Annotated in this window: 13 protein-coding genes and 1 riboswitch; of the genes, 8 read left to right on the top strand and 5 right to left on the bottom strand. The window is 69.8% G+C overall.

From position 1 onward, the window contains the following. Positions 1 to 54: 54 nt before the first annotated feature. Positions 55 to 1,248, bottom strand: a complete 1,194-nt coding sequence (locus BC102111_RS09710; protein ID WP_095376167.1) for a hypothetical protein — start codon at positions 1,246 to 1,248, stop codon at positions 55 to 57. A 164-nt stretch (positions 1,249 to 1,412) separates the two neighbouring features. Here BC102111_RS09710 and BC102111_RS09705 point away from each other — a divergent pair, with 164 nt between their 5' ends. Beyond that, positions 1,413 to 3,101 (top strand): dihydroxyacetone kinase subunit DhaK, encoded by a 1,689-nt coding sequence (locus BC102111_RS09705; protein ID WP_101624190.1) that lies wholly within the window; start codon positions 1,413 to 1,415, stop codon positions 3,099 to 3,101. Here the strand turns inward: BC102111_RS09705 and BC102111_RS09700 are convergent. Together BC102111_RS09700 and BC102111_RS09695 are read right to left on the bottom strand one after the other, a co-directional pair. Beyond that, positions 3,089 to 3,772: a TenA family protein gene (locus BC102111_RS09700; protein ID WP_101624189.1), complete on the bottom strand. Its 684-nt coding sequence runs from the start codon at positions 3,770 to 3,772 to the stop codon at positions 3,089 to 3,091. The genes BC102111_RS09705 and BC102111_RS09700 overlap by 13 nt on opposite strands. Beyond that, a riboswitch (TPP riboswitch) is annotated at positions 3,770 to 3,872 on the bottom strand. (Overlaps the previous gene by 3 nt.) A gap of 17 nt (positions 3,873 to 3,889) precedes the next feature. Next, positions 3,890 to 4,906, bottom strand: coding sequence for an ATP-grasp domain-containing protein (locus BC102111_RS09695; protein WP_101624188.1), 1,017 nt, complete (start codon positions 4,904 to 4,906; stop codon positions 3,890 to 3,892). Positions 4,907 to 5,023: 117 nt separating this feature from the next. Here BC102111_RS09695 and BC102111_RS09690 point away from each other — a divergent pair, with 117 nt between their 5' ends. From BC102111_RS09690 to BC102111_RS09670, 5 genes are all read left to right on the top strand, one after another. Next, positions 5,024 to 5,386 carry a VOC family protein gene (locus BC102111_RS09690; protein ID WP_040341659.1) on the top strand — a complete coding sequence of 121 codons (363 nt, stop codon included), beginning with the start codon at positions 5,024 to 5,026 and terminating at the stop codon, positions 5,384 to 5,386. Between the two features lie 66 nt (positions 5,387 to 5,452). Then, positions 5,453 to 5,953, top strand: coding sequence for a HutD family protein (locus BC102111_RS09685; RefSeq protein WP_063250326.1), 501 nt, complete (start codon positions 5,453 to 5,455; stop codon positions 5,951 to 5,953). A 217-nt stretch (positions 5,954 to 6,170) separates the two neighbouring features. After that, a complete protein-coding gene (locus tag BC102111_RS17780) occupies positions 6,171 to 7,679 on the top strand; it encodes a hypothetical protein (RefSeq protein WP_180960609.1) in 1,509 nt (502 codons plus the stop codon). Positions 7,680 to 7,934: 255 nt separating this feature from the next. Further along, positions 7,935 to 9,134, top strand: a complete 1,200-nt coding sequence (locus BC102111_RS09675) for a Cmx/CmrA family chloramphenicol efflux MFS transporter (protein WP_063250328.1) — start codon at positions 7,935 to 7,937, stop codon at positions 9,132 to 9,134. Positions 9,135 to 9,154: 20 nt separating this feature from the next. After that, positions 9,155 to 10,000: a DNA-formamidopyrimidine glycosylase family protein gene (locus tag BC102111_RS09670; protein ID WP_063250329.1), complete on the top strand. Its 846-nt coding sequence runs from the start codon at positions 9,155 to 9,157 to the stop codon at positions 9,998 to 10,000. Here BC102111_RS09670 and BC102111_RS09665 read toward each other — a convergent pair. After that, positions 9,993 to 11,207 (bottom strand): MFS transporter, encoded by a 1,215-nt coding sequence (locus BC102111_RS09665; protein WP_095376160.1) that lies wholly within the window; start codon positions 11,205 to 11,207, stop codon positions 9,993 to 9,995. The two genes, BC102111_RS09670 and BC102111_RS09665, sit on opposite strands and share 8 nt — an antisense overlap. 103 nt (positions 11,208 to 11,310) lie before the next feature. After that, positions 11,311 to 13,263: a primary-amine oxidase gene (locus BC102111_RS09660; protein WP_063250331.1), complete on the bottom strand. Its 1,953-nt coding sequence runs from the start codon at positions 13,261 to 13,263 to the stop codon at positions 11,311 to 11,313. Between the two features lie 88 nt (positions 13,264 to 13,351). On the opposite strand from BC102111_RS09660, the gene BC102111_RS09655 reads away from it, so the two are divergent. Then, positions 13,352 to 13,972, top strand: coding sequence for a TetR/AcrR family transcriptional regulator (locus BC102111_RS09655; protein ID WP_063250332.1), 621 nt, complete (start codon positions 13,352 to 13,354; stop codon positions 13,970 to 13,972). A 13-nt stretch (positions 13,973 to 13,985) separates the two neighbouring features. Continuing rightward, positions 13,986 to 14,933 carry an AraC-like ligand-binding domain-containing protein gene (locus BC102111_RS09650; protein ID WP_063250333.1) on the top strand — a complete coding sequence of 316 codons (948 nt, stop codon included), beginning with the start codon at positions 13,986 to 13,988 and terminating at the stop codon, positions 14,931 to 14,933. Positions 14,934 to 14,995: the final 62 nt, after the last annotated feature.

Genomic DNA, 14,995 nt, shown 5'->3' with positions numbered 1-14,995 from the left:
AGACGCCCGAAGCGCGTGCCTCGGGCGTGCGCACGGCGGCCCCCGGCGCCGGGATCAGAACTCGCCGATCCCGTTGTGGAGGATGTCGCGCAGAGCCGAGCGGATGAGGCCGAGCTCTTCGAAGCCGTCGAGCTCGGCGTCACCGAGGACGACCGTGTCCGTCGTCAGCTCCCTGACGCTCACGACGCTGCTCGTTCCCAGCTGGTCGGTGCCGAAGAGGAAGAGGTTCGCGACGATCGGGGTCTCCCCCTCGGGCAGGGCGCGGGTGGCAAGTGCTCCCACCCGCGGGTCGAGGGGGCCGGTCGGTGAGTCGGCGGGGACGAGGGTGCTGAGCTCGGGAAGCGTCTCGCGGGTGAGGCGCGAGGCCTCGTCGTCTTCGTCGAAGCTGTCGATGAGTCCGAGCTCGAGTTCGAACGCCGTTCTCGAGAGGACGCCGGTGAGCAGGTTCTCGTCGAGGAGCGGTGTGCGTCGGGTGTACCACCGGATGACGTCGTCGGCGTCGTTGGTGAGGATGAGCGACCAGACCGCGCTGACATCGACGTCGGCGGGCAGGGGGAGGAAAGCCCAACCGGCGAAGAGGTCCCCGAACGTCGTGACGGGAGGCGGCGGCACTTCGGCCGCCGGGCCGGTCGACTCTGCCGCGGCTGCGGTGGTGCGAGCGTCGCCTGCCGACGCCCCGGCGTCGTCGGCCTCGTCGTCGAAGGGGCTGAAGGAGAGCGTCTCGGCGAAGCGCATCTGCGCGACACGCAGCAGGCCCTCGATGAGTTCACTGCTGACGTCCTCGTTGAGGAGTTCGACGTTGCCGGATTCGAACGGGTCGTCGTCGCAGAGGATGGCGACGTAGCGGCCGGTGGGTTCGTGGCCCTCGGGCAGAGGGTAGATCTTCAGCCGGGACAAGGCCGCCGAGGCCTCCTCGACGAGGACGTCGCCGCTGAGATCGGACAGGGTGCTGTTGACCGGGGCGTCGGCGCTCGTGCCGTCGGTCTCCTCGTCGACGTCGTCGTCGACCCATGCGTTCGCCGATTCGGTCTCGACGAGGAAGCCGGCGATCTGCGAGAGGATCGTCGCATACGACGCGCCCTCGGTGGTCCGTTCGATCCACCCGGTCTCGCCGTCCTCATCCTCCGTCTCGAAGTATCCCCACACCATGGTGGGGAAGAACTTCGGCGGCACGGATTCGATGATGTCGGGGCGGAACAGCCCGAACGGGATCCATTCGGAATCGTGGTCGACGGGGGAATCGTTCATCGGTCAATAGTGCCACGAGCCGGGCGGATCCGCCGACGGTCGGCAGGTGAACAGCCCACCCTGCCACTCCGCCGGGCAGGTATAGCATGGCACCGTCCGCACAGCCGGTGGCCGTCGACTGCCCACCGGACAGGCACACGACGCTGACCTGCGAAAGGATCTCCATGAGCGCGTTCTTCGTCTCCTCCACCCCGATCATCAGTGCCCTGCGCGGCTTCGCCCGCGCCCACTCGGACCGCGTGGCCCTCACCGAGGACCCGCTCTTCGTCCGCTCCCGCACCCGGACCCCTGAACGCCGAGTCGGCCTCGTCTCCGGCGGCGGATCGGGCCACGAGCCCATGCACGTCGGTTTCGTCGGGCAGGGCATGCTCGATGCGGCAGTGCCCGGCGAGGTCTTCGCCTCCCCGCACAACGCGCAGATCTTTGCCGCCTCACGCGCCGTCGCTGGTCCCGACGGGGTCCTCCACATCGTCAAGAACTACACCGGCGACGTCATCAACTTCGCCATCGCCGCCGAACGCCTCCAGGCAGCGGGCATCCCGACGCGCACCGTCATCGTCGACGACGACATCGCCACCGACAGTGATGAGACCGAGACCGGCCGCCGCGGCACCGGCGCGACTGTCGTCGTCGAGAAGATCCTCGGTGCCGCTGCCGACTCCGGACTCGGCCTCGATGAGCTCGCCGACCTCGGCGCCGAGGTGGCCGACCGTTCCCGCAGCCTCGCCGTCGCCGCCCGCGCCCAGACCGACTCCCACACAGGGAGGCCCGCCTTCGATTTGGCTGAGGGAACGCTCGAGTACGGGGTCGGCATCCACGGTGAACGCGCCGCTTCCTCGATCGGCCGGGAGGACTTCGACGCACTCGTGGCGAGGATGGTCGACGAGGTCCATGCCGCAGTCGCCGGCGACCCTGCCGACGGCGATCTCCTCGTCTTCGTCAACGGACTCGGGGCGACCACGCAGATCGAGCTCTTCAACGTCTTCGACGCCGTCACCCGCTCCCTCGAGACCAAGGGGGAGCGGGTCACGGCGTCTCTCGTCGGCAACTACGTCACCGCCCTCGACATGACCGGCTTCTCGATCACGCTCACCCGAATGCAGCCGCAGTGGTTGGACTGGTGGGAAACCGCCACCTGCACTGCGGCCTTCCCCGCGCCCGTCGCCGACGGCACACCGACCGCATCTATCGCCGAACGCGGGACCGACCAGGGTGGCGCAGACGAGACCGACGCGGGCACACTGCGCACCCGCGCACAGGATCGCAGCACCGACCTCGAGACCGCCGTCGTCATCCGCTTCGCCGAACTCGCCGAAGAGCATCACGGCCACCTCACGCGACTCGACCAGGTCACCGGTGACGGCGACTTCGGCGACAACCTCCGCGGCGGTCTCCGCCATACGACCCGACTCATGGAGGAGGCCGACGCGGCGGGATTCGCCGCCGCCGAACGTGCCTTCCTCAACGGCGTCGGCGGCACGAGCGGGCCTCTGCTCGGCCTGCTCTTCCAGGAGCTCAACGCCGGATACGCGAAGCTTGGGGACGACGAGCACCCGAGGACCGTCTGGGAGCAGGCGACCGCGGCCGGCTCGGCGGCGATCCGCCGCGTCGGCGGAGCCGAGCCCGGCGACCGGACGGTCATCGACGTCCTCGAACCGACCGCCTCAGCGCTGAGCGGAGGATTCGCCTCGGCCGCCGAGACGGCCGCCGACGCCGCCCAGGCCACGGCCGAACTCCAGGCCAGGCGCGGTCGTGCGAGCTATGTCGACGGGCGCGGCCACGGCACCCCCGACGCGGGCGCGGTCGGGATCTCGCTGCTCTTCACCGCGGCCGCCGAGGTCTACGAACGCTGAGCCCGGTACGCCTCATCGAAGAACGCGCGCTCGAGCCCGACGGCCCGCCCCCACAGCGCGGTCAGCCGCTCCCGGGCGGCAACCGCCTCGGCGCCATCACCCCGGGGATACACGCGTTCGAGCTCATCGACGAGGAACTGCACCCACGCTGAGAAGTCCTCACCGCGGTGGAGGTCGATCCAGCCGACGTGGACGTCGCGGGTGGGCATGTCGCGCTCCTGCTCACCCCAGTCGAGGTAGAGCCATTCGGCGATGACGAGGACGACGAGGAGGTCCGGGTACGATGCCGAGGCGACGGCGGTCCGCATCACCTCGCGGAAGCCCTCGGTCGGAGCGAGGAGGACGGGGTCGGCGTAGTCGTCCACGGTCACCCCTACCTCGGCGAAGGCGCGGATGAAGTACGAATCCTCATCGGCTTCGAGGAACCCCAGCTGCCGAGCGAAGCGGAGCTTCGCCCCGATCCGGTCGGCATGCGCGACGCACGCGCCGAGCATCGCGAGGAAATCCTCGAAGAACTGGTAGTCCTGGACGAGGTAGGTCGCCATGACGTCGTCGGGCACGGTGCCCGCGAAGAGCTCCGTGACGAACCGGTGGCCCACCGCTCCCGACCAGTCCTCGTCCGCTGAGTCGCGCAGCGCCGCGACGGCGCCGCCCTGGGACACAGTGATCATTCGTCTCCTCCAACTTCCTCCGCCGGCATGATCCGGATCAGGTGTAAGGGTCTGCCTTCGCACTCTCAGCGCCGTGTCAGGCGCTCCCCTGTGGTGGTCTGAGACTATCAGGCCCGGTCAGGGCACGGGAATGCCCGCAACCGCGCCGAGGCGAAGGCTCAGCTCCTCGGCGATGCGCGCTGCCGCGGGCTGCCGGCCGGCCGCACGCTCGGCCTCCTCGACGGCCGAGTTGTAGTTCGTGTTCGTGTTGATGTCGTAGACGACCTGCCGGCCGTCGGCGGTCTCGATGAACTCGACACCGGCGAAGTCGATGCCGAGGTCGCGGAGCAGTTCCTCGAGTCGGCCGATGAGCGGGGTCTGTGCGGTGATCTCCTCGCGCCGGGTGAACTGGCTGACCGGCGCCGAGGCGGTGCGCTGGTCCCCGGCGGTCCCAGCGGTCGGGATCTCGCACGCGTCGGCGGGGCAGAGTTCGAACGAGCCGGCAGAGACATCGACTCTCACGGCATAGTGAAACCGGCCGCCGATGAACTCGGCGCGGGTGATGAACGGTGCGGCCGGCTGCAGGTACTCCTGGATGAGGGTGATGCCGTCGATCGGCTCGTCCGCGCCGCCGGGTCCGAAGTCGGCGATCGCCTGCTCGAGGTCGGCGTGGGAGTCGAACCGGCGCACGCCCAGGCCCTTGCCGCCCTGGTTGTGCTTGGTGATGAACGGGGGAGCGAAGTCCGCAGCCGCCTCGGTGATCGTGGTGCTCCCGAACGCGGCGGCGGTCCTGGGGACGTCGAAGCCGTGTGCTGCGAGTTCGCGGTGCTGGCGGATCTTGCTGACCTCGAGCTCGTAGACGTCGGAACCGTTGATGACCGTCCGACCGGCGGCCTCGAGCCACGCGAGCACCGCCCGGCCGAAGTCCTTGACATGCGGGTCGGTGCGCGTGTGCGAGGACGCGGAGAGGCGGGACCAGAAGAGGGCCTCGGGCGGCTCGGCGGCGAGGTCGATCGTCGCTCCGGGCAGCAGCCATTCGACGTAGTCGACGCCCTGGGACTCGAGCGCCTCGGCGAAGGGGGTGATCCACTCCGGGTTGTCGTGGATGATGTAGACCGCGGGCCTGTCGGCGACGGGCAGCTGCTGGGTGCTCATGGAAGGCCTCTCGATGTCGTGTCGGAACGCTGGACGTATTGCTCAACAATCCTACGGGTCCGGGGATTCCCGGCCGAAGCCGTTCACCGCGTCCGTCCACCGGCGTAGACTCGGGGTATGGCTATCGCAAAGCAGCCCGTGATCGTTCTCGACGCTCCGGATGCTGGTGAGCTCGCCCGCTTCTACGGCGACCTCCTCGACTGGCAGGTCCGCGTCGACGACGACGGCACGTGGGCTGAGATCACATCCGACTCCTGGCCGCCCATCTGCTTCCAGCAGGTCGAGGACTACCACGCCCCGAGCTGGCCCAGCCAGGAGCATCCGCAGCAGATGCACATCGACGTCATGGTCGACGACCTCGATGCCGCCGAGGCGCAGGTCATCGAACTCGGTGCCGGCAAGGCCGCGGTGCAGCCGGGGGAGACCTTCCGCGTCTTCCTCGACCCCGCCGGCCATCCGTTCTGCCTCTGCGTCAGCTGAGGCGGTGCCGGCCGACTGAGGCGGCGCGGGCCAGCCGTGACGGCGCCCGCGTCTACGATGGCGAGCATGGACCTCATCGCGTCGTTCGACGACATCGTACCGAGACCGTGGGCCAATGGCGCAGGTGAGACGACCGAACTCGTCTCACTCGACGAATCCGCGCGCCTCACCCCGGATCGCCGCCGGTGGCGGCTGAGCATCGCCCGCCTCGATTGTCCGGGTCCGTTCTCGTCCCTGCCCGGACTCGATCGGATCTTCTGTCCCACCGCCGAGGTGGTCCTGTCGATCGACGGCACCCTCCACCGGGCGGGCCCCGGGCGTCCCGTGCGTTTCAGCGGCGATGCCGACGTCGCTCTCACCGAACTGCGAGAGTCCTGCTTCGCGATCAACCTCATGACCGAGCGCGAAGGCGACCACCCTGCCCTGACGATGCTGCCCGCACCCGCCGAGCGGCCACGATTCGTCCTCACACTCGAACCGGTCGAGGGATGGGGGCGGTTCACCCTCCTCGAACTCGACGGTTCCGAGGAGCTGCCGGGCCGCCTCGGCGTCATCGGGATGAGCTGAGGCGGGGGAGGCTCCGGTCGCGCCCACACGGAAGCGAATCCTGAGGAAAACGTGCGAGTCGGGTGTACCGGCGGTCACAGGTCGAGGCGTCGTTGCTGGTCATCAGCGGAGTCGTCGGCCGGGCGTCCAGGAGGCTCCCAGGCTCGGGTGGGCCCGGTCAGGGTCTCTGGACTTCCACGGAGAATACTGGGAGCTGACACACGTTCTGGGAGGTACTTTGGCGTCGCAACAGAGAGACCCGCACAACTCGTCCGATCCCGCAGGCGCGAACGGCGCCGCGGGATCGATGCCGCAGCCGACCCCTGGTGCCCAGCCGACCCACGGCACCCAGCCGTCACAGACGCTGCCGCTCATCACCGAGGAGATGACAGCGGCGCATCCGGCGACGACCCCGGTCATGCCGCCCAACCCCATTCGTCATGATGCCCAGCCCGCGGCAGCGCAGCCGACGGCCGCCCAGCCGACGGCAGCGCAGCCCGCTGCGGGGCATACCGAGTCCACGGCTGTCGCGCCCACCGTGGCACAGGATGCTCAGACCGGCGAGGACCAGGACGGCGAGAAGAAGGAGAAGTCCGGGAACGGGATGTCGGCCACCCAGCTGCTGGCCGGCGCCGGTGCGGCAGCGACGTCATCGGTCATCGGCGGACAGCTCGGCGTCGCCGGCACCGTCATCGGCGCAGGCATCGCGAGCATCGTCACTGCGGTCGCCGTGAGCCTCTACAGCAAGAGCCTTGAGAAGGGCAAAGAAGCGGTCAAGGAGGTCGGCGCAAAGCTCGCCCCCGCGGTGAAGAAGGGTGCAGGTCTGCCGCTTGCCGGAGGCGGAGCTGCCCTCGGTGGGGCGGCCGCGGCCGCCGGTCCCCAACTGCGCACCCCTGACGCGAACCCGGACGCGAACCCTGACGCCACCGCCGTCTACGGAACGACCTCGCCGACCGACGGCACTGCCCCTGATGAGACGGCCGTCCACGGAGCCGTGGGCGACGGCGATCGCAGCGACACCGCGTTCGGCAACCTCGACGAGGCCGAAGCGGACGCCGAGGCCGCGGCCGGCACGGACACCGACGACGAACCGAAGTCGTGGTGGCAGAAGCTCAAGCGCAAGCGAGTCCTCTACCCCGTGGCGATCGGCGTCGCGGCCTTCGGCATCGGCCTCGGCGGAGTCGTCATCGCCGAGAACCTCACCGACGCCGACATCTCTCCGGGCACCTCAGAGATCTCGAAGTCGGTGACGGGCGGCTCCGGTGGCGAGGAATCCGACACTTCGCGCGAGGGCGGCAGCGACGGCGGTTCGGGTTCGTCGAACTCCAGCGCGAACGGTGAGCAGGCCAACACCGGCAGCAACAGCAGCTCGTCGACGACCGGTGAGAGCGACCAGAGCTCGACGTCGACCACCCAGGGCGACCAGACGGGCACCGAGCAGGGAACGGACTCGAGCAGCGACACGAGCGGGACGTCCTCGGACACCTCGGGATCGATCAGTTCGGGCTCGGACTCCTCGACCACCTCGGACGGATCGGGCAACACCTCCGGCAGCGATTCGGGTACGTCCGGCTCCGGCAGCAGCTCCGACGGCTCGGGATCGAGCGGCAGCGGTTCCGGTGGGAGCGGAAGCGGATCGAGCGGCTCCGGCGGTTCAGGCTCGGGCTCCGGTTCCGGTGGTGCGGGCAGCGGCTCCGGTTCGGGAAGCTCGGGTTCCGGCGGCAGCGCAGCCACCTCTCAGGGCTGAGCCGGCACCCAGCTGAGCCACCCCGGGACCATTCACCTCTGCGTCGGGCGGTCACCGTGACCGCCCGACGCTTTGCTGTCCGCGGCCGGGATCGTTAGCCTGAGAGCGTGAGCACACCAGAAGCATCCAGGACCGGGCTGTCGGCACGCCGATAGCCCGATAGACCTCAGCGCGCACGTCTCAGCCGCACACAGGCCCGGCATCGGCAGTGCCCTTCGGAAGAATCCATTCACTGCTCATCCGAAAGGCCGGCTCATGCCTGCTCTGCTCTATTTCCTTGCCCTTGCCGTCTTCGCGCAGGGCACCTCCGAATTCGTCCTCGCCGGGCTGCTCACCGATATCGCCGCCGACCTCGGCATCACGCTCACTGAGGCGGGACTGCTCACCTCGGCGTTCGCCCTCGGCATGGTCCTCGGTGCCCCGGCCATGGCGATCCTCGCCCGCCGGTTCTCCGCGCGGACGGCACTGACCTCGTTCCTCATCGTCTTCGTCGCTGCCCACATCGTCGGAGCGCTCACCGACTCCTTCCCGCTCCTGCTCCTCACCCGCGTCGTCGCGGCCGTCGCCAACGCCGGCTTCCTCGCCGTCGCGCTCGCCCTCATCGTCCGCATCGTCGAACCGCACCGCCAGGCGAGAGCCGTCGGCGTCGTCCTCGCCGGGACGACCCTGGCCCTCATCGCCGGAGTGCCGGCGGGAGCGGTCCTCGGTGCATCCTTCGGGTGGCGAGCGGCGCTGTGGGCCATCGCAGTCCTCTGCGTGCCGGCCCTCCTCGCCGTCCTCACCGCGCCGACGGGCGCAGGCGGCAGCGCCGGTGGAGCACAGCGGCCGCCGCTGCGCGCCGAACTCGCCGTCCTCCGCTCCCGCACTGTCCTCGGCGTCATTGCGGTGACGGTGCTCGTCAACGCGGCGACATTCGGTGCGTTCACGTATCTCGCGGTCATCGCCGAGGCGGGGCTCGGTCTTCGGCCCCTCGCCGTGCCCGTCCTGCTCGCTCTCTTCGGCGTCGGCGCCTTCGTCGGGGTCACCGTCGCCGGCCGGTACGCCGATCGGCACTGGGCTCGGATCATCGGTCTGCTCGGTCCCTGTCTCGTGCTCGTCTGGGCGTCGCTCACGGTGGTGGTCGCAGGGGCCGGCCCAGGGGCACGCGGTGGGGGCGACCACCTCGGCGTGGGGATCTTCTGGGTGCTCACCCCCGTAGCCGGGGCCCTCTCCTTCGCTCTCGGCAGCACTCTCATCGCCCGGATCGTCTCCGAGGCGAGGCACGCGCCGAACCTCGGGGGAGCGTTCGCGACGGCCGCCCTCAACCTCGGTGCCGCACTCGGGCCGGTCGTCGCGGGACTTGCGCTCAGCCGCCTCGGCGAGGTCGGACCCTTCGCGGTCGCAGCGGTCTGCGTAGGATCTGCCGTCGGGATCTGGGTGCTCATCCGTCGGGCAGGACTCCTTGCGCCCGGCTGAGCACGGGCCATACTGGGGGTATGCCGGAACTGCCCGAAGTCTCAGCGCTCGTCGAGTTCCTCCGGCCCCGTGTGGTCGGCGACTTCATCGCGCACGTCGACATCGCCGAGCTCGCGCTCCTGCGCACCGCGGACCCGCCGCTCGATGCGGTCATCGGGCTCGAGATCACCGGCGTCACGCGGGTCGGCAAGGCCCTCATCCTCGAGTTCGAGGGACTCTTCCTCGTCTGCCGCTTCGCCCGTGCAGGCTGGCTGGTCTGGCACGATGCTGTGCCGACCGGGCCGGTGCGGATGGGCAAGGGCCCGCTGGGGATGCGGGTCGGCCTTGCCTCCGGTGCCGGTTTCGACCTCACCGAGGCGGGGACGAAGAAGAACGCGTCGGTCTCCCTCGTCCGCGACCTCAGCGAGGTCGAGGCGATTGCGCAGGCCGGACCCGATGCGCTCGAGCTGACGGCCGACGAGTTCGCCGAGGTGCTCGCGGGAAGTCGGTCGCGGATCAAGACGGTGCTCGAGGACCAGTCGCTCATCTCCGGGATCGGCAATGCGTTCTCCGACGAGATCCTCCACACCGCGAAGGTCTCACCCTTCGCCACCGCCGAGAAGGTCGATGCCGCGGTCGTCCACGATGCGATGGTCGCGGTGCTCACCTCAGCGCGGGATGCCCTGGTCGCCCTGCCGCCGTCGAAGGTCAAGGCCGCGAAGAAGAAGCTCCTGCGCGTCCACGGGAGGGCGGGGGAGACGTGCCCGGTGTGCGGGACGACGATCGCCGAGGTGTCCTTCGCCGACAAGTCCCTCCAGTACTGCCCCGGCTGCCAGACGGGCGGCAAGCGGCTGAGCGACCGCCGGATGGACCGGCTGCTCAAGTAGGGGCACGCACCAGCAGCGGACGCATCGCGAGGAGACCGAGGACGGGGCCGGGCAGGAGGAGCCACAGGGCCATCGGGCCGAGGGCTGTGAGCACGCTCTGGAGGAGGACGATGCTTCCGACGCTGACGGCGAAGCCGATCGCATTCATCGCCGTGAGACCGGTGCCGGTGAGATCGGCGGGAGCGAACCGTGAGGCGAGCTCGGAGAACTGCGGGGAGTCGGCGACGACGAAGAATCCCCAGAGGACGAGGGCGACGAGCAGGAGAACCGGTGCGTCGGGCAGAAGCGGGAAGAGCAGGCACATGAGCCCCGACCCCGCGAGAGCGGTGGCCGCGACGCGGGCGCTGCCGAGGCGCCGGCTCGCCATTCCGCCGAGGACGCACCCGAGCGTGCCGACGGCGATGACCACGAAGCTCGCCGCCGCGATGCCGGTGACATCGGCGCTGCGCGCGAGAACGCTCAGCGCCAGCACGGGCACGACGGCCCAGAACGCGTAGAGCTCCCACATGTGCCCGACGTAGCCGAACACCGCCGCCCGGTACTTCCGGTCGGCGAAGAGCCGACGCAGAGCCGAGCCCGCCCCCGCGCCCCGTGCGGGCCGGCTCGATGATGGGGACGCAGCCGTCGCCTCGGCGGGGGTTCCGGTTCCGGCGATCGTCGCGATGAGCACCGCCCCGACGACGGCGAGGCCCGTCGATCCCCACATGATCGACTGCCACGGCAGCGCGGTGCCCACGGTCGCGAGCAGCTGCGGCATCGCCGTGCCGAGCACGAGCATCCCGACGAGCCAGCTCAGCGCCTGCGCCGAGCGCTGAGGCGATCGCTTGACGATCATTGTCATGCCCATGGGGTAGACGCCGGCCAGACACACTCCGACGGCGAACCGGGCGAGCCACACGAGCACGAGGTTCGGCGCGAAGAGCGTCCACGCGAGGTTGAGCGCGGCCCCAAGCAGGCTCGAGACGATGAAGATCCGCTCGGGCGGGAAGCGGTCGGCGAGCCCGGTCGTCGCGCTCACGAGGGTGCCGACGATGAAGCCGATCTGGGTCGCGGCGACGATCCACCCGAACTGCGCCGCGGTGGCGTCGAGCCAGTCGGCAAGGCCCGCGGCCGCCCCGCTCGGGCTGAACCACAGCGACGTGCCGAAGCACTGGGCGATGACGATGATGCGCGCAGACGAACCGCGGCGTCCGTCCGTGTCGGTCAACGCTTCTCCTCCGCGGTGAGGCAACGGGTGGGTCGAGCCTCATCCTAACGAGTGCTCACCCCAGACAGCGCTCACCCCAGACAGCGCTCACCCCAGACAGCGCTCACCCCTGACAGCAGTGTCCTCCGGACTCAGGCGCGGGAACGTCGAGGACGGGCGAGCGGTCGAAGAATCCCTCAGGCCGCAGCGTGAATCCGACGGTGTCGACGGGCATGATCGGCCAGTCCTCGATGCGCGGGAAGTGCGTGAGGCCGAAGGTGTGCCAGACGACGATGTCCTCACCGTCGATGTCGCGGTCCGCCTGCGTCCACGTCGGCAGACCGCCGTGGCCGGCGTGCTGGTTGGGGAAGTCCCCGGTCGGGTACCGCTCGTCGACGGCGTACTGGCTCACCCACAGCGCCTTCGACGCGAACGTCGCCCGCCGGTTGACCGAGGAGTCCGCGGCGGCGAGGAGGGTCGGCAGCCCGGTCGGGTGGAGTTTGTACGCCACCGGTTCGCCGAGGCGGTTGATCGACTCCGGGTTCGACACCACCCAGGTCCGGGCGACCGACTGGTCGGCGTCGCGCTGGGCCGCGAGCTCGGTGGGCAGCAGGGTGCGTCTGCGGGTGAAGGCGTTGCCGCGCGGGTTCGCCTCCGAGAAGGGAAGTCTGACGACGTCCTCCTCCTCGACGCGGCAGCCGCCGCCGTCGAGGGCGAAGTCGAGCCGGGCGCCGAAGAGGTGCTGGTGGAAGGGGGCACCGAGGCCGGGCGCGATCTCCGAGGCGAAGTCGCTCGACCCCTCAGGCAGCGCCGAGGTGAAGACGATGCCCGTCGCCTTCGCCTCGAACTCGATCGTCCCGTCGAGGTAGAGGTACCAGTAGAACCCGTAGTCGTAGTTGCCCACCGTCGTGAAGAACGAGACGACGAAGCGGCGGTTGCGCCGGGTGTAGGCGACCCCCGACCACAGGTCGGTGTGCTTGGCGAGGACGCCCGAGTCCTCCTCGTGCATGCAGATGCCGTTGCGGATCTGCCGAGGCTCGCCGAGGTTGTTGACGACCCACGGGGAGAGGTAGGTGATGTCGCCGAGGCAGTCGCATCCGAGTTCGAGCGAGTTCGCCCACTGTCCGACGAGGTACTCGCCGGTGTCGAAGTAGTTCTGCCACGACCGCACGGGGGAGGGGTCGCCGTAGGGGACGACCATCTCCGCGATCGCCGCCCGGTCGAGGATCATCCTCGTCTCGTCACCGTCGGCGAAGGCGATGTTGTGGAGGATGAGGCCCTCGCGCATGTCGAAGCCGACGTCGAAGGACCACTTCTCCCACTCGATGTGATTGCCGTCGGTGACGGTGAAGCTCGGGCCCTCGGGCTGGGTGATCTCGATCGGCTTCTGGCTCGTGCGCAGCGGGCCCGTGAGCGCAGGATCGGTGTAGTTGCCGTGCTCGGCGGGCACCGGCATGACGCCTAGGTCGATGACCTGGTCGACGGTGCGGTGGGTGACGTCGACGTAGGCGACGAGGCCGTCGATCGGGTGTGCCCACGCGCTGTCGCTCGCGTGCTGCTGGTGGAAGGCGAGGCCGCGGAGGATCCGCCGGCCCTTCTCCTCGGGGTACTCGAAGACCCCGGCCGAAAGCGGGGCGACGCGAACCTCGTCGAGCGGGATCTCCCGCTTCGCGATCGCCTCCTGCCAGGCGGGATCGGCGGCGAGGACCTCCTCGACGACGGCGAACTCCTCCTCCATGACGGGGAACTCGCCGGCGAGCGACGAGTCCACCTCGGTGACGGATTCGACGGTGCCATGGGTGGCGGAGACGACGATGTCCCGGGCGGTGCCGGCGGTCTTGTCGAGGACGAAGGTGCGGAAGCGGCGGTCGACGTTCGTCGTCGTCCGGGGCTCGCCACGGACGGGATCGAGGAGGCCGAGGTAGGCCATGCGCGCCGAGGCGGGGAAGAGGCCGGCGTCGCGGAGCACCTCGGTGACGGTCGTGATCTCAGCCTCGGTGGCCAGGGAGAACGGGGTCGTGCGGACATCCGCGGTCGCGCGGACGTCCGTCGTCGGGGATGGGGTGTGAGCGGACATGAGGCACCTTCGCTTCTGTTGTCGGCGTGAGCCGGATCACGCTAAAATCTACATGCGTAGAGAATAAAGTCAAGACCGCGGAGGACAGATGCCCAAGATCGTCGACTATGCCCAGCGCCGTCGCGACCTCGTCGAGGCGACGACGCGGATCATCGTCCGGCGGGGGCTTTCGGGCACGACGATGCGCGACATCGCCGCCGAGGCCGGCTTCGCCAACGGCGTCGTCAAGTCCTACTTCGGGTCGAAGGCCGATCTCCTCGCCGCGACCTATGTCGACGTCTACGAGGCGACGAACGCCCGGGTGGCGCTGGCGACCGAGGGGCTGCGGGGGATGGCCGCCCTGCGCGGATTCGCCGCCGAGGTCGTGCCCACGACGCCGGCCCTCCATGACGAGGCCCGCGTCGTCCTCTCCTTCCTCGCCGAGGTGGCCCAGGACCCCGACCACGCCCGCGCGGTGAGCGCGACGATGGCGAGGTGGCGCGGATGGATCCGCGGGTGGCTGGCCGAGGCGGCGGCGGACGGGCAGATCAGCGCCGAGGTCATCGTCGAGACCGAAGCCGACACGTTCCTCACCTACCTCCTCGGGGCGCAGACGACGGCGATCGTCGGCGGGGAGGGGTTCGACTTCACCGGGATGCGCGCCCAGCTCGACTACCTCATCTCCCGGATGCAGACTGGGATGAGCGCCGACACCGACGTCGGCGAATGAGCTGAGGAGAGCGATGATGCTTCTGGACGGCACGGCCGCGGACTTCGACGAGTGGCGCAGCCTCGTCTCGGACTCCTTCGTCCCGCTCGAGACCGAACCCCAGCGCCGGGGCGGCTTCACGGGCAGGATCAGCGCCCGCGACTACGATGCCGTCGTCATGTCCCACATCGCCGCCGACCCGCACGCGGTGCTCCGCACCCCGGAGCTCATCGGGCGCGGCGACCGTGACTACTACAAGGTGTCCCTCCAGCTCAGCGGGCACGGGCTCCTCATCCAGGACGGTCGCGAGGTCGCGCTCGCGCCGGGCACGCTCGCGATCTATGACACCTCCCGGCCGTACACGCTCAGCTTCGACGCGGACTTCTCCTCCTACGTCATGATGTTCCCGCAGGCCCGGGTCACCCTCCCCGCCGACACCGTCGCCCAGCTCACGGCGACCCCGATCGGAGCCGACCACGACCTCGGCGAGGTCGTCACCGGGGTCATCGCCCGGGCCGGGACGATGCTGCCGACGCTCACCCGGTCGGTCGGGGTGCGGTTGGCCGGCAACGTCGTCGACCTGCTCACGACAGTCATGGCCGATGAGCTCGACACCGGCGCCGAGGCAGCGGATGAGCGATCGCGACTGTGGGCTGAGGTCATCGCCCACATCGACGCGCACCTGGCCGATCCGCAGCTGAGTCCGGGGTCGATCGCGGCCGCGCACTTCATGTCGGTCCGCGCCCTCCACCAGCTCTTCGAGGGCGGTCAGAGCGTGGCCGGCGAGATCCGCCGACGCCGGATCGAACGGTGCCGCACCGACCTCGCCGACCCCCTGCTCGCGCATGTGCCGGTCGCCGCGATCGGGGCCAGGTGGGGCCTGAGCGATCCCGCGCACTTCTCCCGCCTCTTCCGCCGGGTCGTCGGCGAACCACCCGCGCTCTACCGGCGGACCGCGCTCGGCGGGGCTGCGGCGCACTGAGTCATCGGCTGAGCCCTGCGCTCACGGTCAAGGGATCTGCTCCCAAAGCCAAGACGCCGGGG

The sequence above is a fragment of the Brevibacterium casei CIP 102111 genome, from assembly GCF_900169275.1.
Lineage (GTDB): Bacteria > Actinomycetota > Actinomycetes > Actinomycetales > Brevibacteriaceae > Brevibacterium > Brevibacterium casei.
The sequence above is the reverse complement of the archived record's forward strand: the minus strand, read 5'-3'. Positions and strand labels throughout refer to the sequence as shown.